We start from the raw sequence: 19147 nt of genomic DNA on the forward strand, positions 1-19147 counted from the left end.
TAAAGTTAGCTTTTGTATAATTAATATATAAGTATTTTATCTTTTATCTAGGTGGAGGTTGTTAAATGATACGAATAGTTATATTGGCAATAGTGTTGATTTCAGTACTAGGGTTTATATTTTTTTCAAACACAACTACAGTACTAGATGTTATAAATAGCAATTTATGTTTGGAAACTATAGATAGGATAGATGTAGAAGTGTATAAACAATTGATGATTCAATTCCTTACAGTGTATCAGATAAAGATGAAATTAATAGATTTTTTAATATATTAGATGAAATGAGAATTAGAAAAAACTTAGATGGAATTTTATATGATAGCGTTGCCTACGTAAAACATAAGGAGACTTACGATATTACGTTTTTTAATAGAAATAATAAAGCAATGTCAAGAATATCTATAAGGGATAAAAGATATACATCTATAAACGGTATAAGTTATTCGAGACTCGAATACTACAGCTCTACATTGCTGTATCAAATGTTAGTAGATAGTATGTAAATGTAATAATAATTATATTTTATGTTGTCGTGTAACCAATTTAATGTTTTTACATTGATAGTTTTCAGCCAGCTGAGGAGTGTTAATTATGAATAAAAAAATCTTTTTTTTATTAATACCAATACTGTTAATACTAATTGGCTATTATTGTATTAACAAATTAGTTGAAGGTGATTTTGAATTTGAGAAAGGACTACATTATGTCAATATTGAAAATAACAAAATCTACTATCTTGGGTATAATCTAAAATGGAATGGAGTTATAAATCCAACAATTGAAGATATAGAGATATATAAGGATAAGGATAACAAACAATGTAGTAATGGAGTAGATATTTTTATTGATACTAAGAAGGCCCTAGTTTCCCTTGCTGAAGATGCTTACATTGTGTCTGAAGGTAATTTAGTGAATTTAGTAGCACCCCAAAACTATCCATTAGAAGATAAAAAGTGCAAAGTAGTTATAAAAATAGATACAAAGTACAAGGAAGAATTAAAAGAGATTACAAGGATTCATGTAACTTATAATGTGTTGTGGGAAAAAAGGACACAATCCTTTGATATAGCCTTTTTCAAAGATGAATAAGATCTATGATTTAAAGCACCACAATATAACATTATTATATGAAAATTATTATAGTATCTAGTATTAATATAATCTAGCCATGTACATTTCAAGAATTAGCCTGCCAATGAAATGACATGGCTTTTTAGTATAATAAGGGGGTGGAGTTAATTTGACGAACGATTGTCAAAGGTAACATTAAATATTTATTGAATACATTAGATTAAGGTTTCACTATTTTTTAGAAAGGAATATTTTTACACACGATTACTGCCTAGCTCCATATTCAATTGATAAAAAGAGAGATTTATTTATAGAAGACTATAATAGTGCTATAAAATTGCTAGTAAAGGTGATTTAGCTTTATCATATGAAAAGAAAGAAGTTAATGACATAGGAGCAATGTATATTTCCACACAAAACAAGGATTATAGATTATGGTAGATAAGTAGAGTATATGCTCACACTTAATAGTTTGAGGAGGAATACAATCAATCAATAACTGGTATCTCTCGCTCCGCAAGTCCTTGATAAAGCTATATTCCTCTGTTCCAAAGCATTAAAGGGTCACACAGCTACACATCCTTAATGATACATAATAAATATACCGAATTATGATTTTTCCCTCAGCATATAATGTTATGTGGAGGGGGGATAAGGTTGTTAAAAATTTTTAGAATAATAATAGTTTTAACGCTCATTGGAGCATTAACCATAGCTTTCGGTCATCTTTTAAAGCAGGGAGATGTTAGGGGATTAAATGAGTATATAGAATGGGAAAATAATATGATTTTAAAGAATCCAGATTATGAAGACCTAAAGATATTAGTTGACATATCAGAAAAGAAATTGTACTTATTAAATGGTAATGCATTAATTAAGCAATATACAATAGCCAGCGGTAAAATAAGCTCCCCCTCACCATTAGGCTACTGGAAGGTCACTAGTAAAGCAAGGTGGGGAAGTGGCTTTGGTACCAGGTGGATGGGATTAAACGTACCCTGGGGTAAGTACGGCATTCACGGAACAAACAAACCAGACTCTATAGGATATAATGCGTCTGCTGGGTGTATACGTATGCATAATAGAGATGTTGAAGATCTATATAAGTATGTAAAACATGGTACACCAGTTACAATTATTAATGGTGAGTTTGGGCCCTTTGGGTACGGGCTGAGAACAATTAAGCCTGGAGATATTGGGGCAGATGTAATGGAGGTGCAAAGAAGGCTACAGGCATTAGGCTACTATAAAATGGATTATTTAGATGGTAAATATGGTCCCTACATGGAGGATGCATTATATCGCTTTCAAAAAGACAATGGTATAGCAAAGAACCATAAAATTACTTATGAGACCTATAAATCTTTAGGAGTTATAATGATGGAGTAATAGGAAACTAAATAATTAATTGGTGCTATCATTTTTTAGCTAGTATGATATAATTTATTAGAGCTAAGGATGATAGTTTTTTGTTGGAATTTTAAGGGAAGGAGCTTGACAATGAGAATTCACAAGATTATTGTTGGAATAAATGAAACAAATACCCACATTGTTTTCGATGAAAATACAATGGAGGCAATTATAATAGATCCAGGTGATGAGGCTAGTACAATAAATAATTATATAACAAAAAATTCATTAAAACCAAAGGCTATTATAATAAGTCATTACCATCATGATCATATAGGAGCTGCAGAAGATTTAAAGGAAAAGTACAATTCCCCAATATATGCCCATAAAAAAGAGCTAGCAGGGCTTAAAAATCCAGAAATTAATAGATCAATAATAACAAGAAAAAAAGAAATAACTGTTATTCCCGATAAGCTGTTAAAAGAAGGTGATACCATTGAAGTGGGAGAAATAGTATTAGAGGTTATACATACACCAGGTCATACCCCTGGAGGTATATCCCTTAAGGTAAAGGACTCTAACATTGTTTTTACTGGAGATACTATTTTCAGTGATGCCTTAGGGCGAACTGACTTAGCAGGTGGAGATGAAGGCATTTTAAAAAGAACCATAGTTAACAAGGTATCGCGTTGGGGAGACGATATAATTATTTATCCAGGACATGGAGATTCAACAACCATGAAGGCTGCTAGAAAAAGAAAGCTACAATATTTAAAAGCCCTAACATAAGTCAACTCTCTATATAGAACACGTATGGCTATTGTTTTGGATGTATGATAGTAAGAAAAAAAACTAAAATATTGTTATTAAGGGTCAGCAAAGATTTGCTGAACTCTTTTTTGAATACTATTGTATTTATACCTTTGATGAAAGTATAATAGTAAAGGTGATTAAAAATTAGAAATGAGGGCTTAATATGGTGAAAAGTAGTTTGACAGAAGGCAGTATATCAAAGGCTTTAATTAAGCTGGCACTACCAATAATGGGAACATCCTTTGTTCAAATGGCCTATAACCTAACGGATATGATGTGGGTAGGACGACTAGGAAGTTTATCGGTTGCTGCAGTTGGTACAGCTGGTTTTTTCACCTGGTTTGCTATGGCTCTAATTTTCATATCAAAGATAGGAGCAGAGGTTGGAGTATCACAGTCGGTTGGTAAGGAAGATTTAGTTGCTGTTAAAGGATACGTTAAAAGCTCTATACAAATAAATGTTGTTTTAGCATTGATTTATGGCGGTTTCTTAATTATATTTAGAAATGATTTAATTGATTTTTTTAACCTAGGCAATCAAGAAGTAATTGATAATGCAAGAGGCTATCTATTAATTATCGCCTGTGGTATAATATTTAGCTTTATTAATCCAATATTTACTGCAATACTAAATGGCTATGGTAATAGTAAAACACCATTTGCTATTAATACAATTGGGTTGCTAGCAAATATGATACTAGATCCGTTACTGATATTTGGGTTAGGACCTCTACCAGCCCTGGGAGTAAGGGGTGCTGCAATAGCTACAGTATTATCTCAAATGGTGGTTTCATCCTTATTTATATATACAATAAAGAACAATGCAATACTGTTCTCAGGCTTAAATTTATTTAAATCATTAGAGAAAAATAGAATTAAAGAAATTATGGGACTAGGCTTACCAGTGGCCCTTCAAAGTGGTATGTTTACTGTTTTTGCAATGTTTATTGCAAAGATAGTTGCACAATGGGGTCCTACTGCAGTTGCTGTACAAAAAATTGGTAGCCAAATTGAAGCTATATCATGGATGACGGCTGGAGGCTTTTCAACTGCTTTAAGTGCCTTTACAGGTCAAAACTTTGGTGCCCAAAAGTGGGACAGAATATATAAAGGTTATTTTTGGGCCATTACAATTGTTAGTATCGTAGGCTTATCTGCAACAGCCATATTTATGGTAGGAGGAAGAACAATATTTGGACTGTTTTTATCAGAAAATGACGCCTTGAAAATGGGGGCAGTTTACCTTCAAATTCTTGCCTACTCTCAGCTTTTCATGTGTCTTGAGATAACAACCTCTGGTGGCTTTAATGGGCTGGGCAGAACAATACCACCATCGGTTGTAGGTATAGTTTTCAACTTTTTACGTATACCAGCTGCTATTGCACTAACCTCTGTTGATTCTTTAGGGTTAAATGGTGTATGGTGGAGTATTAGCATGTCTAGCGTTTTTAAAGGGGTTATTCTGACTACTTGGTTTGTCTTTATATTAAGCAAGCAACAAGTAAAACTAAAGAACAAGAAGCTAAAGCCAGTGGACAATTAATTAATCCGTTGCTGCTGTATTAAATACTCAATACCTACAAATAAGATCTATAGTAAAACACCATTTAATGGCTATTGAAGACTAAGGATTATAATGCTAATCATAATACTAAAAGAGCTCTTAATACTAAAAGAGCTCTTATCTAAAAGGTTTCACTAAATTGTGCCTTGTAAAGCTTTGAATACACACCAGAGCTATTAATTAAAGTGTTATGATCTCCCTCCTCAACAATTCCATCCTCCGTTAAAACTAAAATTCTATCGGCATTCCGAATAGTAGCCATACGATGGGCAATTACGAGGGTGGTTCGACACTCTGATAGTTTTTCGAAGGACTCTTGAATAACCTTTTCTGTTTCATTGTCTAATGCAGAGGTTGCTTCATCCAAAATCAATATTGGGGGATTCTTTAAAAATATCCTTGCTATGGATAACCGTTGCTTTTGACCACCAGAAAGCTTCACTCCACGTTCTCCAATATATGTATCATAGCCCTTTTCTAAAGACATTATAAAATCATGGGCATTTGCCATTTTACTAGCTTCAACAATCTCCTCAAGTGTTGCTCCTACTCTACCGTAGCTTATATTATCCCTAACGGTACCAGAAAAAAGGAATACATCCTGCTGAACTATTCCGATATTCTGCCTTAATGAACGTTGCGTCATTTTCCTTATATCCATATTATCTATCAAAATGCTTCCCTTATCAATTTCATAAAAACGTGGAATCAGGCTACAAAGTGTTGTTTTACCAGCACCTGAAGGGCCAACAAAGGCAACAGTTTCACCAGGCTTTATATTTAAATTAATATTTTTTAATACATTTGCCTTATTGTTGTAGCTGAAGGTAACGGAATCAAACTTAATATGCCCCTTTAATCGACCAACCTTAACGGCATCCTTATCATTAACTATATCTGGATTAATATCTAATGTTTCTGTAAAGCGTCTAAAGCCTGCCATACCCCTTTGATAGTTTTCTACAAGGGCAGTTATTCTCCTTATAGGCTGTAGGAATATTGAAACATACAAAAGAAAACCTACTAAATCACCTATAGTAAGCTTATCATAGTAAATAAATAAACCACCTGCAATTAGTACAACAAGGTTTATGGCATTTGAGAAGAATTGTATACCAGAGAAAAACTGGGCCATAACCTTAAAGGCATTTTCCCTTGAAAGTCTGAAATTTTTATTGCCAACAGAAAACTTTTCCTGTTCATACCATTCATTCGTAAAGGATTTTACTACTCTAACCCCAGATATACTATCCTCCACCTGAGCATTAATATCGGCAATTTTAAGTCGCATATCCTTAAAGGCATGCTGCATCAGTTTGTTTTTTGATATAGCGAAGTAAACCATAATTGGGATTAGCAAAAATATAATAAGGGTTAATTGCCAATTTATAGAGAACATTATTACGAAGGAGCCTAATAAAGTTACTATTGCAATAAATGTATCCTCGGGACCGTGATGGGCAAGCTCTGATATTTCATTAAGGTCATTTACTAACCGAGACATAATATGACCAGTTTTAGTATTATCATAATAATTAAAGGACAGCTTTTGCAGATGACTAAACAAATCTTTACGCATGTCATATTCCATTCTAACTCCTAATACATGTCCCCAATAATCAACTATGTAGTTCAATACATAGCGAATTATATATAAGATAAACATTACAACTCCAATTGTAATAATCATGTTTAGGTTTTTGGCAGGAATGACTTCATTAATAGTCCACCTTGTTACCTGAGGAAAAACTAGATCTATCATTGCCATAAGGAAGGCACACCCAAAATCCAAGCAAAACAAAGGTAAGTGGGGTCGATAGTACTTTGCAAATCTTTTCAGCATAGTTATCACCTTTTTTATAATTATTCGATTGCCTAACGAATCTATTATATCATAAGGTAATATTTGAAAACCAGCCTTAAGTAATAATAAAAGGAATCCATGGATTCCCCTTACTTAGAGTATATATCAGAAAACTCAATATTTATTCTTTCAATTCTTCCTTCAGAAGAGATATCCCTGTTTCCTTCAGCAACTACGAAATTATCATCTAAAGTATAAACAGGAAGCTTTATAATAAATTCACTGCCAAATCCATATTTACTATTGAGGGAAATACTACCCCCATGAAGCTCCACCAACGATTTTACAAGTGAAAGCCCTATACCACTTCCTTGATAATCCTTAGTAAGACCCTTATCCACCTGTTTGAAACGTTCAAATATTGTTTCTAGCTCATGGGCTGGAATGCCAACTCCAGTATCCTTAACCGATATATATATCCAATTTTTATCACCTTTTACTCCAACATATATGGTACCCTTTTGGGGTGTAAACTTTACTGCATTAGATAGCAAATTCAGTATAATTCTTTCAATTTTGTCTGGATCACATGCAATCCTCTTTTCTTTAAGTGAGCCTTTAAAGCTAAGCTTTATTGACTTGTTTTCTATATATTCTGCAACTGACATGGTGACATCTTTAACTAAATTAACAATATCTAGGTTCTTCAGCTCAAGCTTTAAGTAGCCAGAATCAATTTTAGAAATATCTATAAAATTATTTATTAGCCTTAGAAGTCTATAGCAATTTTGCCTCATTATATTAATGTATTTATGACAAGATTGCCTTTTGTCATTACTTAAGGAATCCTCTAAAAACAGGTTAAAAAGCTGAAGTGTAGAGTAGATAACGTTTAAAGGTGTTCTTAAATCGTGGGATATATTTGATAAAAACTCTGTTTTCATCTTGTCCTGTAGAAGCATTTCATCTAACAGCATTTTTTTTTCTTCTAAGGCAGCCTCTAAACTACTAATAGTCTGTTGACTGTTAATATCCTTTAAAGTGTTGGTTTTCGTAGCAGTTGACATAATTATTCCCCATTTCTATTAAGAAATAATTAACACAATATTCACATAAAAGTCAATGTATAGTCATTCTATAAATTTTAAGTGTTTCCTTCTATTTTCATAAATAACTTTTCGACTCCCTTCTGTGAAAATTAGAGAAAAACAAAGGAATTTGATATAAGGTGTAAAGTTTTGATAAATGAATGTGTATAATAATTGTAAATAGTAGTTTTCATAAGAAAAAGTCAAAAGAAATATCATTATTAGTTTATCTGCATATGCTAATTATATGGGAAAAACTAATTATCAAGGAGATGAAGGCTTTATGTGTGGAATTGCAGGGTGGACTAACCTAAAGGAAAACATAATTAATAGAGACAGTATAATAAGAAAAATGATAAGTACACTGACAAGTAGAGGACCAGATGCGTGGGATACCTATATGAGTAATAACTGTTTGCTGGGACATAGACGTTTAATAGTAGTTGACCCAGAAGGCGGAGGGCAACCCATGACAAGGAAAATAGGAGATATAAGCTATACTATTGTTTATAATGGAGAACTATATAATACTGAGTCAGTAAGAAAAAGATTATTAGGCAAAGGGTATAATTTTAAGTCATACTCAGATACAGAGGTTTTACTTCTGTCATATATAGAATGGGGATTAGGCTGTTTAGATAAGTTAAATGGTATATTTGCCTTTGCTATATGGAATACACAAAAAAAAGAATTGTTTATGGCAAGGGATAGACTTGGAGTTAAGCCACTTTTTTATGCAAACATAAATAACAATATGCTATTTGCGTCTGAAATAAAAGCAATATTAGCCAATCCAATTGTACCACCAGTTTTAACAAATGAAGGTGTAATGGAGCTATTTGGTTTAGGTCCAGCAAGGGCATTGGGTAGTGGTATAATAAAGGATATTAGAGAAATACCTCCTGCCCATTATTTACTATATAATGAAGAGGGGGTTAAGCTTAAGCAGTATTGGCAACTGGAAAGTAAACCCCACACCGATGATTTTAACACAACTGTGAATAGAGTAAAGGAGCTTTTAGTTGACGCAGTAGAAAGACAGCTAATATCTGATGTGCCGGTTTGCGCTTTTTTATCGGGAGGATTAGATTCAAGCGCTATATCTGCTGTAGCTGCACAAAAATTTAAAGAAGATGGAAAGGGAAGCTTAAACACTTATTCTATTGATTATACAGATAATAATAATTATTTTAAGCCAAGTATGTTTCAGCCAGATGCAGATAGCAGCTATATAAAGCTAATGAGAGAGTTTATAGGCTCTAACCATCATTTTATAACGACAGACACCCCCCAGTTAATAAAGGCACTATATGAGGCAGTAAAGGCTAATGACTTACCTGGTATGGCTGATGTAGATTCCTCTCTTTATTTATTTTGTAAAGAGGTAAAAGAAAAATCAACAGTTGCCTTATCTGGAGAGTGTGCCGATGAAATATTTGGCGGATACCCGTGGTTTACTAGGGAAGATCTTATTAACAGCAATACATTTCCTTGGTCTCAAGCAATAAAGGAAAGGAAGGCTATACTTTCATCCGATTACTCAAAGCTACCTATGGTGGAATACGTTAATAATCATTACCAAAATACCTTAAAGGAGGTACCACGCTATGAAGGTGATACAATAGCTGAGGCCAGAATTAGAGAAATATTTTACTTAAATCTTAAATGGTTTATGATAACACTTTTAAACAGAAAAGATAGAATGAGTATGGCAAATGGGCTGGAGGTTAGAGTACCCTTTGCTGATCATTGGCTAGTTGAATATGTATGGAACATACCATGGTCAATGAAATACCATGAAAATAGAGAAAAGGGTTTATTAAGGAAGGCACTTGAAGATATACTTCCACCAGAGATTATTAATAGGAAAAAAAGTCCATATCCTAAAACCCATAATCCCTCATACCTTAAGGCTGTAAAAAATCAACTATCTACAATTATAGAAAATAAAAAATCACCATTACTACAACTGATTAACAAAGATAAAATAAAAGATATAATAGAGACAGATGGTAAATCCTTTAGCAAGCCTTGGTTTGGGCAATTGATGACAGGACCTCAGCTAATGGCTTATTTAATTCAGATTGATATTTGGATGAGGGAGTATAAAATAAAGCTTCAATAAAAGTACAGTTATTGTTTTTTATAGATAATTATTTGAAAATAGAATAAATTACAACATTACAGCGTATATGTAAATAGGGCAAGGTTTCATGATATAATTGAGGAAATAAATATCGAGGTGTAATAATGAACAAAATTAAACTATATGAAATAAAACTAAATGATGCAAAGGAATTAGGAATAGATACCTGGAATCGTTGGCAATGTGAAGAAAGCTCCTTCGATTGGGAGTATCCAGAGGAAGAAACTGCCTATGTATATGAGGGAGAGGTTATAGTAACTACCACTGATGAAAGGGTACATATTAAGGAAAACATGCTGGTTACATTTCCTAGGGGTCTTAAATGCCATTGGGAGGTAAAAAAGAGAATTGATAAAGTATATACATTTAATTTTGATGAAGTTATTTTAAACAATATTAAATAAAGCTAAATAGCATCAACAAGAAAGCTCCTGCAATATACTGAACTGCAAGAGCTTTTTGTATTGTGATAATTAATCGGAATGAGTAAATGTTTACGATAAATTAGTACAGAATAAGAAGGATAAACCTATAATAAACAGAAGAATACTGTTAAGGTCAGTTGAAAGGAGGCTTAACATGAATAATAGCTTAACCATTAAAGAAATGCAAAAAATTGTTGATGAGTACATAGGTCAATTTAAAGAGGGATATTTTAGCCCCTTGGCACTAATGGCTAGATTAACAGAAGAGACTGGAGAGCTAGCAAGAGAGATAAACCATTACTATGGCGAAAAGCCAAAGAGGAAGGATGAACCCCATAATACCATTGATCTTGAACTGGCAGATTGTCTTTTTATTCTAGCATGCTTTGCTAATTCATTAGATATTGATTTAGAGGAAGCCTTCTATAAAGTAATGAACAAATTTAACACCAGAGATGCTGAACGCTGGAATAGGAAATAGGTGGCTAGAACTTGCTAGCCACCTATCTTATTATTGACAAAACAATAATTATAGCCCCCAGTGCCCAAGTGTAAAACGAAAAGTAATAAAGCTTTTCTTTTTGAATAAAATTAATTAATGTTCTAATGGCAAATACTCCAGAAAGAAAGGCGGCTATAATACCTGCTGCCAGTATACCAAAGGTCAAATCACCTAGACCACTCTCAAGAGCTTCTTTAGTTTCTAAGAGGGTAGCACCTAAAATTACAGGTATAGACATTAGAAAGGAGAATTTAGTAGCTAACTCCTTATTAAAGCCTCTAAGTAATGCACCTACAATAGTTGAGCCAGATCTTGATATTCCAGGTGTTATGGCCAAGCCCTGAAATATCCCAACAAATACTGCATCATACCATTTCATATCTTTAACCCCTTTAACACCCTTATGAAATCTTTCAGCAAACCATAAAAGTGAACCAGTAATAATTAAAGCTATTCCAATAATAAGTGAAGAGGTATAGAAGCTAGAAAAAATATCCTTTAAAAATATACCCATTAATCCTGTAGGGATAGAAGCAGCAATAATCATTACTGCTAGCTTTCTATAATCATTGTTAACTAAAAAGCCTTTGCCAGTTAATAAATCAATTAACAACAATAAGCCCTCTTTAATTAAATAAAAAATATCCTTTGAATATACAATCAAAACTGAAACCAATGTGCCTAAATGAAGCATAACCGTCAAAAAGAACACCCTATCCTCAGGCACCTTGAGTAACTGCTGAGTTAAAGCAAGATGTCCAGAGCTGCTAACAGGCAAAAACTCAGTTAAGCCTTGAACTATGCCTAGTATAATAGCTTTAATTATTGTCATATTATCACCTCTAGAGATAGTATATTTCACTGATGTAAATTATAACACAAAAAAGAAGATTATCCACTAGTATGAATAACAACTTTTTTAAAGTAGAAACTAATATTAATAAAAAAGCAGGTAATAATATTTTGTATTGATAGAAATTGCATAGTAGAATTATTAGGGCAGGAGTTGGAAAAATGCTAATTATATTTGCACGTGCCTTTATTTTATATTTTATTGTAGTTATAGTAATGAGGATGATGGGAAAAAGACAAATAGCACAAATGCAGCCCTTTGAGCTGGTAATAACAATAATGATTGCAGAGTTGGCAGCAACCCCAATGGAGAACGCATCAATACCATTAATAAATGGAATAATACCTATATTGACGCTTTTATCGGTTCAAGTATTGGTTTCATACTTATCTTTAAAAAGCGAAAGACTTAGGGAGATAATTTGTGGCAAGCCTAGCATATTAATTTACAAGGGTAAAATTGTACAATCTGAAATGAAAAGATTAAGAATAAATATGAATGATTTATTAGAGCAAATTAGGGGAAAGGACTATCCAAATTTAAGTGATATTGAATATGCAATACTAGAAACCAACGGTCAAATAAGCATCATGCCGAAACCAGAAAAAAAACAGTTGATAAAAGAAGATATGAAGATGCAACCACCTAAAGAGGAGCTACCAGTAACAGTAGTTATAGATGGACAATTAGTAAAGAAAAACTTAAAAAAAGCTGGAGTAGACAAGGATTATGTTTTAAAGCAACTGAAAATGCAGAAAATAAACAAAATTGAGGAGGCTTTTTTTGCTTTTATATCCTCAGACAATAAATTTTATGCTCAAAAAAAGACTCTTCCTTAAGGAGATAAGAATGTATGAAGACAGTTTATACAACTTTAACAATACTAATAGTTTTTTTTATAGGAGCTATATATTTTCTACAATATGTTGAGTATAGCTGTAATGAAATTTTGACACATATAGAAAGGTTAGATGAATGTATTTTGAATGAAGATTGGGATAAGACCCATAGTAATATAGAGGCTCTAAAAAAAGAATGGAGGCAAAAGAAAAGAGTTTGGGAAATACTATTGGAGCATTATGATATAGATACCATTGATGTTGCCATATCAAAAATAGAGAAATTTGCAGATATTAATAACAAGGATTTAGCATTAGGGGAGCTAGTAAAGCTAAAATTTTATATTAAGCATATAGAGGATAAAGAGGCCTTTAGCATTGCTAATCTCTTATAATATCATTAAGTAATGAAATGTAGGCTTCAAATAAAAAAAGACAAAGGAGTGCAGTATTATGGATATGAAAAGAGCTAACGAAATTTTTAATGCATCAAATCCTATACCAGTACATTATAATGGGAAGTCAATCTGGATTGCAGAGTTAAATCATCATAAGGAAACAGCAAAAATTAAGGAAAGTTTGTTTTCCCATGAAATAAAAGAAGTACCAGTAAAAGAATTGGTAGAGTAAAAAAGTAAGTAATATATTGTGTTCTGAACTGAGCTATCCCTATCAAAAAATTATAAAGAAAACTTATTTCAGATGGAGTTTTTACTCCACCTGAACTATAGTTCCGCTTACTTTCTAGCTTGGCGGCACTTATCTCCCGCTTAAGAAGCGGGAGTGCTAGTAACGCCGCTGAAATAAATTATGATGGAGATTTTCTAATTAATACCCAGTAATTTATCTAACTCACCCTTTTCATCAAGGGCCATTATATCGTCACAACCACCAATAAACATATCATCAATAAATATTTGGGGAACAGTATCCCAGCTTGTCTTTTGAATGACACTTTTATAGGTTTCAAAATCATCAGTTACATCAATCTTCTTATATTGAACACCCTTTTCATCTAACAAACCTAAAGCCCTTTTACAGTAGGGACAATACTCCTTAGTATAAATTACAATATTTTTCATGATACCATCCTTTCCTTTTTATTATTAATTATATGATACCCATTTGTTATAATACAAACAAAATTTGACATATTTAATAATTACTCAATTTAAGTTTTAGCAGTAGCAAGAAATAAAACCATAAAAAATTAAAAATAAAAAAATGGTTAAAATCTGTTATTCATGAAGGAAACATGAGTATATATGAAAAGTATAGAAAAAGAAGGGAGTGTTTAAATGTTACAAAAAGACAAGCGTGTATTAACTGGTAATGAAGGAATAGCACGGGGCTTCTATGAAGCAGGTGGACTTATTGCAGCCAGTTACCCCGGCTCACCTACTGTGGAGGTAATAGAAAAACTAAAGGAATACCATGAGGTATACTCTGAATTCTCCACCAACGAAAAGGTAGCTTTAGAGGTAGCTATTGGAGGCTCTTTTTATGGTGCAAGATCAATGGCAGTAATGAAGCATGTTGGTGTAAATATTGCCTCTGATCCACTTATGACCTTTACACAAACTCCAACTAATGGAGGGTTTTTATTGGTTTCTGGTGATGACCCTGGCTTAGCTAGTTCTCAAAATGAACAGGATAACAGGTTTTTTGGAAAGTTTGCTAATATGGGAATATTTGACCCTTCAAATAGTCAAGAGGCAAAGGACTATACAAAGCTAGCATTAGAGATAAGTGAAGAGTTCCAAGCTCCAATGATGCTACGTATAACCAGCAGAGTTTGTCATAGTAGGAGTGTAGTTAGCATAGATGAAAGAACAGAGCTAGAGCCGAAGGGGATTAATAGAGATAAAGAAAAATTTTGTATGGTGCCTCCAGGCTCAAGAAAAGCACAGCTGTTCATGAAGGATAGAATAGAGAAGCTGGAGGACTATGGATATGAGTTCCATATAAATGAATTAGAAGAAAGGGAAGGTAGTGATACACTAATAATCACCTCTGGCATGGTGTACCAAAATTTAAAGGAAATCAACCCAAATGCAAGCATATGGAAGCTAGGGTTAATTTATCCAATATCTAAAAAAAGAGCAAAGGAAATCACATCAAAATATAACAGAGTAATTGTAATAGAAGAAATGATGCCCTTTATAGAAAATGAGTTAAAGCTAATGGGAATTAAGTGTGAAGGAAAGGAGTATTTTTCATATACTGGAGAATTAGATATTAAGGCTATTGAAGCAGGACTACATAAAGCTGGTGTCCTTAAGCAAATAAAAAAATATAGAGAAGAGCTAGTTGAAACAGTACCAAGAGCTCCATTATTCTGTACAGGATGTCCCCATAGACCAGTATTTGATATATTAAAGAAGTCAAAAGCAAAAACCATTGTCGGCGATATTGGCTGCTACTCTATGGCATTTTTATTTCCATTCCAGCAATCCAACATTATCATAAGCATGGGAGCCTCTATAGGAATAACAAAAGGAATTAAAAAAGCCATGACTAAAAAAGGAGATAAAGAACCACTTGTTGCAGTGATAGGAGACGGTACCTTCTTCCATTCAGGACTTCCAGCCATTATTAACCTACTTCATAAAAAGAATGAGGGAGAAAACATGACATTTATTGTTTTAGACAACAGAACAACAGCTATGACAGGAGGACAACCAAATGCCAGCTCGGGCCTATATAATGAAGTAGATGATATGAAGGTAAACATTAAAGAACTTCTTGAAGCAATGGGTTTTGACAGAGTTAAGGAGATTAATCAATACGATTATAAAGCCACTGCAAAGCTCTTTAAAGAAGAGATTGCATATGACGGTCTCTCAATTATAGTAGCTAATGGTCCATGTGCGTTAAAATATAATATGGAAGAGCCATACTATTATGTAGATCCTAGCATTTGTATTAACTGTAGAGCCTGTATAAAAACCAATTGCCCACCCCTTAGAATGAAAAAATATGAAGGAATAGAAAAGCTTAAATCCTCAATTGACAAAGATATGTGTGTAGGATGTAGTGTCTGTGCACAGGTTTGTCCAGTTAATGCAATAAAATCATCAAAAGAAACTGATAGGGAGGATGATAAAATTGACAACTAATATAATGTTAGGTGGGGTAGGCGGTCAAGGATTAATTCTAATGACAAAAATTATTTGTCAAGCTGCCTTAGAAGAGGGTTTAGATGTAAAAAGTAATGATGTAGTAGGCTTATCACAAAGAGGTGGTATGGTATGGGGTAATGTAAGAATTGGAAAAAAGGTTTATTCACCTAATATTTCACCAGGAGACGGAGATATATTAGTTGCTATGGAACCGATAGAGGGATTAAGATGGAGGGGCATATTAAAAGAAGATGGTATTATAATCCTTAACACAAAAAAACACTTCCCTACTATGGTACAGCAAGAAAAATATGAATATCCAGATGAAGAAGTGGAAAACCTAAAAAAGGAATTTAAAGTGATAGATATTAATGCCTTTGATGAAGCAGTAGCAATTGGAAAAAAGCAGGTATCCAACGTAATTCTACTGGGTATACTGGCAGAGTTTTTAAATATTAAAAAAGAAACATGGAAGAAGGTCATTAGTAATAATGTACCCCAAAAGACAATAGAGTTGAATTTAAAAGCCTTTAATCTAGGCGTTGAAAAGGCCATTAAAAATAAATAAAAAAATATATTAAATAAAAAATATTATTGTTTAATAGTACAAATGATGGATATATATAATATTGGCAAATAATAAATTAAAATAGGAGGGTAAACACAATGGTAGAAAGATTAGTAGGTAAAAAAGCACCATATTTTGAAATGAACACAGTCGATGGAGAAGGAAAGGAATTTAGCAGAGTCAGTTTAGAGGACTATAAGGGTAAATGGTTGGTTATGTTCTTTTATCCATTAGATTTCACATTTGTTTGTCCAACAGAAATAAAAGGGTATAACAGCAGAATAGAAGACTTTAAAAGCATGAATGCTGAAATTCTTGGAGTAAGTACAGATAGTGAGCACTCCCATAAGGCATGGATTAATACTGCCCATGATAAAGGGGGCTTAGGTAAGCTACACTTCCCATTAGCTTCAGACATGACACAAAGAGTTGCAAGGGATTATGGAATACTAATAGAAGAAGAAGGTATTGCCCTTAGAGGACTTTTTATAATTGATCCAGAAGGAGTTTTAAGATACTCAGTAGTACACGATTTAAATGTTGGAAGAAGTGTAGATGAAACAATAAGAGTTTTGCAAGGCTTAAAATCCGGTGGCTTATGCCCAATAGATTGGAAACCAGGTGAAGATCTTTTATAATAATACAAACTATATAAATACTAAAACCATGTAATAGAAAATGAGTCAGAAATGGCTCATTTTTTTGAGTTGATAATTTTACAATTAAAATGATAATATTAAGTTAAAACTAAATTGTAAATTTGCTAAGTTAAAATAATAAAATTTTGTGCAAGATGTCAATAGAACAAATAGAAAATTTCTACTAGAATAATAATATATGAACATAAGAGGGGGGTATTTCTTTTGGCAAGCTTGACTTTAAAGAATATAAAAAAAGTTTACTCTGGTAACGTCACTGCTGTTCAGGATTTTAATTTAGAAATAGAGGATAAAGAGTTTATCGTATTGGTTGGGCCATCTGGTTGTGGCAAGTCAACTACCTTGAGGATGATTGCAGGGCTAGAAGAAATAACAGAGGGAGAACTATATATTGAAGAACTTCTAGTTAACGATGTGGCACCAAAGGATAGAGATATAGCAATGGTATTTCAAAATTATGCACTTTACCCACACATGACAGTTTATGATAATATGGCCTTTGGTTTAAAATTAAGGAAAACACCAAAGACAGAAATTAACAGAAGAGTAAGAGAGGCTGCAAAAATACTAGATATAGAGGAGCTATTAGATAGAAAGCCAAAGGCCCTTTCAGGGGGACAAAGGCAAAGGGTTGCACTAGGCAGGGCAATAGTAAGAGAGCCAAAGGTATTCTTAATGGATGAGCCATTATCAAATTTAGATGCAAAGCTTAGAGTTCTAATGAGGACTGAGATAGCAAAGCTTCATCATAAATTGCAAACTACATTTATATATGTAACCCATGATCAAACTGAAGCAATGACTATGGGAGATCGTATAGTTGTTATGAAGGATGGGGTTATTCATCAGGTAGATACACCCTTAAATCTATATAATTACCCCGCCAATGTTTTTGTAGCTGGTTTTATTGGAAGTCCACAAATGAATTTTATAGATGGAAGAATAGAAAAAGAAGCCGATAGTCTGTATTTTGCCTTTAAAGATAACAGAATTAAATTATCTGGAGAAAAGGCAAAAATTCTACAGTCTAAAGCATATGAAAATAAGGAAGTAATAATGGGTATTAGACCAGAAGATATACATAATGAAAAGGCTATTATTGAGAAGCATATAGATTGTACTGTAGAAGGCAAAATTGAGGTATCTGAATTAATGGGAGCAGAGGTTTATCTATATTTAAAAGTTGGAGACCAAAGTGTTACAGCAAGGGTAGGTGCCAATACTAAGGCTCAACCAGATTCAATTGTAAGGCTTGCACTTGATCCAGAAAAAATTCATATATTTGATAAGGAATCAGAATTAGCTATTTTCTAAAATGAGGGATTCAATTGAAAACTATTAAAGAACTTGTAAAAGAAGTTAATAGTATTATTCCAGCCTTTAAGGGGATTATTGATGGAGAAGGAAGGCTTATAGCTGGTAGCCTATGTAAGGATAAGCCTCCAGAAAACAATGAATTATACCCTATTTGTATTAATGATAACCTAATTTATTACTTATACTGTAGAGGAGCAATTGCTGAAGATACCATAGAACTATTAAAGCTAGCTATAAATTCGTCTCTACTAAATACTAGTAACAAAAAAAGTAAGGTACAAATAATTAAAAGCCTAATGGATAATGAAATTGACTTAATCAGTCTTGAAGCTGCTGAAGAACTATTGCTATCAAAAAATTCTTTTACTTTAATGTGGATTCAAATTAATGAAGATGAAGAGTTGCTTAACCTACATCACGTCATTAAAGAAAGCTTTAAGGGTGATGGTTATTCCACAGTAGTGGCTACTTTACAGGGAATACTCATCTTTATAGAGGGTCATAAGTCAAAGGAAAAGCTGTTAAGTAAAGGAAAATCAATTAGAGATACAGTAAATTCAGAGCTATACATAGACCTGAGAATAGGAATAAGTAATAAATATAGTAGACTAAAGGATTTTAAAAAGTATTTTCTCGAGACAAAGGAGATAGTCGAGCTAGGAGGTGTTTTTTACCCTGAGGAGCATATCTATTTTGCTGAGGATTTAAAGGTTGAAAAGCTATTGTATGCTATTCCAAAGGAACTCAAAGAAAAAATATTTATTGAATTATTTTATAAAGAAATATATTATAATATTGAAGAAGAGATGTTAAAAACAATATCTGTGTTTATTGATAATAATTTAAGTATGAGGGATACTGCTAAAGCCTTGTTTATCCATAGAAACACCTTAGCATATAGGTTAGATAAGATTAATAAAGAGCTAGGTCTTGATTTAAGAAGCTTTAAAGATGCTTTGATTTTTAAGATAAGCTGGCTATTAAAGAAAAGTGTTCAGTAATAGCGATAGAAATATTATATCTA

General features: G+C 32.8%; 20 protein-coding genes. 16 read left to right on the plus strand and 4 right to left on the minus strand.

From position 1 onward, the window contains the following. Nucleotides 1-65 precede the first annotated feature (65 nt). The 5 genes from F8154_RS09570 to F8154_RS09590 all read left to right on the plus strand — a co-directional run bounded on the left by F8154_RS09570 (nt 66) and on the right by F8154_RS09590 (nt 4779). The gene (locus tag F8154_RS09570) at nt 66-278 is read left to right on the plus strand and encodes a hypothetical protein (RefSeq protein ID WP_151861403.1); all 213 of its coding nucleotides are present in this window, start codon (nt 66-68) and stop codon (nt 276-278) included. Nucleotides 279-593: 315 nt separating this feature from the next. Then, the gene (locus F8154_RS09575; protein WP_151861404.1) at nt 594-1091 is read left to right on the plus strand and encodes a hypothetical protein; all 498 of its coding nucleotides are present in this window, start codon (nt 594-596) and stop codon (nt 1089-1091) included. 639 nt (nt 1092-1730) lie between these two features. After that, nucleotides 1731-2462, plus strand: a complete 732-nt coding sequence (locus F8154_RS09580; RefSeq protein ID WP_243141218.1) for a L,D-transpeptidase family protein — start codon at nt 1731-1733, stop codon at nt 2460-2462. A gap of 111 nt (nt 2463-2573) precedes the next feature. Further along, nucleotides 2574-3212, plus strand: coding sequence for an MBL fold metallo-hydrolase (locus tag F8154_RS09585; protein ID WP_151861406.1), 639 nt, complete (start codon nt 2574-2576; stop codon nt 3210-3212). Between the two features lie 187 nt (nt 3213-3399). Further along, entirely contained in the window at nt 3400-4779 is a 1380-nt protein-coding gene (locus tag F8154_RS09590) for an MATE family efflux transporter (protein WP_192930238.1), read from the plus strand. 142 nt (nt 4780-4921) lie between these two features. Here the strand turns inward: F8154_RS09590 and F8154_RS09595 are convergent, their stop codons facing one another. Beyond that, nucleotides 4922-6643, minus strand: coding sequence for an ABC transporter ATP-binding protein (locus F8154_RS09595; protein WP_151861407.1), 1722 nt, complete (start codon nt 6641-6643; stop codon nt 4922-4924). A 110-nt stretch (nt 6644-6753) separates the two neighbouring features. Next, nucleotides 6754-7671 (minus strand): sensor histidine kinase, encoded by a 918-nt coding sequence (locus F8154_RS09600; protein ID WP_151861408.1) that lies wholly within the window; start codon nt 7669-7671, stop codon nt 6754-6756. A 268-nt stretch (nt 7672-7939) separates the two neighbouring features. Here F8154_RS09600 and asnB point away from each other — a divergent pair, with 268 nt between their 5' ends. The 3 genes from asnB to F8154_RS09615 all read left to right on the plus strand — a co-directional run bounded on the left by asnB (nt 7940) and on the right by F8154_RS09615 (nt 10744). Then, nucleotides 7940-9817: an asparagine synthase (glutamine-hydrolyzing) gene (asnB, locus tag F8154_RS09605; RefSeq protein WP_330577876.1), complete on the plus strand. Its 1878-nt coding sequence runs from the start codon at nt 7940-7942 to the stop codon at nt 9815-9817. A gap of 125 nt (nt 9818-9942) precedes the next feature. Beyond that, nucleotides 9943-10242: a cupin domain-containing protein gene (locus F8154_RS09610; protein WP_151861409.1), complete on the plus strand. Its 300-nt coding sequence runs from the start codon at nt 9943-9945 to the stop codon at nt 10240-10242. A gap of 175 nt (nt 10243-10417) precedes the next feature. Continuing rightward, the gene (locus tag F8154_RS09615) at nt 10418-10744 is read left to right on the plus strand and encodes a nucleotide pyrophosphohydrolase (protein WP_151861410.1); all 327 of its coding nucleotides are present in this window, start codon (nt 10418-10420) and stop codon (nt 10742-10744) included. A 22-nt stretch (nt 10745-10766) separates the two neighbouring features. On the opposite strand, the gene uppP is transcribed toward F8154_RS09615, so the two are convergent. Next, a complete protein-coding gene (gene uppP / locus F8154_RS09620; protein WP_151861411.1) occupies nt 10767-11597 on the minus strand; it encodes an undecaprenyl-diphosphatase UppP in 831 nt (276 codons plus the stop codon). A 182-nt stretch (nt 11598-11779) separates the two neighbouring features. On the opposite strand from uppP, the gene F8154_RS09625 reads away from it, so the two are divergent. Genes F8154_RS09625 through F8154_RS09635 form a run of 3 tightly spaced genes read left to right on the plus strand, consistent with a single transcriptional unit; the run spans nt 11780 to nt 13087 of the window. Continuing rightward, on the plus strand, nt 11780-12457 hold the full coding sequence (locus tag F8154_RS09625; protein ID WP_151861412.1) for a YetF domain-containing protein: 678 nt from the start codon (nt 11780-11782) through the stop codon (nt 12455-12457). A gap of 14 nt (nt 12458-12471) precedes the next feature. Continuing rightward, nucleotides 12472-12852 (plus strand): DUF4363 family protein, encoded by a 381-nt coding sequence (locus tag F8154_RS09630; protein WP_151861413.1) that lies wholly within the window; start codon nt 12472-12474, stop codon nt 12850-12852. A gap of 58 nt (nt 12853-12910) precedes the next feature. Continuing rightward, nucleotides 12911-13087, plus strand: coding sequence for an H-type small acid-soluble spore protein (locus F8154_RS09635; RefSeq protein WP_151861414.1), 177 nt, complete (start codon nt 12911-12913; stop codon nt 13085-13087). Nucleotides 13088-13281: 194 nt separating this feature from the next. Here the strand turns inward: F8154_RS09635 and grxC are convergent, their stop codons facing one another. Further along, the gene (grxC, locus tag F8154_RS09640) at nt 13282-13539 is read right to left on the minus strand and encodes a glutaredoxin 3 (protein ID WP_151861415.1); all 258 of its coding nucleotides are present in this window, start codon (nt 13537-13539) and stop codon (nt 13282-13284) included. Between the two features lie 216 nt (nt 13540-13755). Here grxC and F8154_RS09645 point away from each other — a divergent pair, with 216 nt between their 5' ends. The 5 genes from F8154_RS09645 to F8154_RS09665 all read left to right on the plus strand — a co-directional run bounded on the left by F8154_RS09645 (nt 13756) and on the right by F8154_RS09665 (nt 19124). Then, nucleotides 13756-15576: a thiamine pyrophosphate-dependent enzyme gene (locus tag F8154_RS09645; protein ID WP_151861416.1), complete on the plus strand. Its 1821-nt coding sequence runs from the start codon at nt 13756-13758 to the stop codon at nt 15574-15576. Then, nucleotides 15557-16147, plus strand: coding sequence for an indolepyruvate oxidoreductase subunit beta (locus F8154_RS09650; RefSeq protein WP_151861417.1), 591 nt, complete (start codon nt 15557-15559; stop codon nt 16145-16147). The genes F8154_RS09645 and F8154_RS09650 overlap by 20 nt, the downstream gene beginning before the upstream one ends. Before the next feature lie 98 nt (nt 16148-16245). Beyond that, nucleotides 16246-16785, plus strand: a complete 540-nt coding sequence (locus F8154_RS09655) for a peroxiredoxin (RefSeq protein ID WP_151861418.1) — start codon at nt 16246-16248, stop codon at nt 16783-16785. A 225-nt stretch (nt 16786-17010) separates the two neighbouring features. After that, a complete protein-coding gene (locus tag F8154_RS09660) occupies nt 17011-18120 on the plus strand; it encodes an ABC transporter ATP-binding protein (RefSeq protein WP_151861419.1) in 1110 nt (369 codons plus the stop codon). Nucleotides 18121-18134: 14 nt separating this feature from the next. Continuing rightward, nucleotides 18135-19124, plus strand: a complete 990-nt coding sequence (locus F8154_RS09665; RefSeq protein ID WP_151861420.1) for a PucR family transcriptional regulator — start codon at nt 18135-18137, stop codon at nt 19122-19124. The last annotated feature ends 23 nt before the right edge of the window (nt 19125-19147 follow it).

Source organism: Alkaliphilus pronyensis (genome assembly GCF_009017275.1).
In the GTDB taxonomy this organism is placed as follows: domain Bacteria; phylum Bacillota; class Clostridia; order Peptostreptococcales; family Natronincolaceae; genus Alkaliphilus_C; species Alkaliphilus_C pronyensis.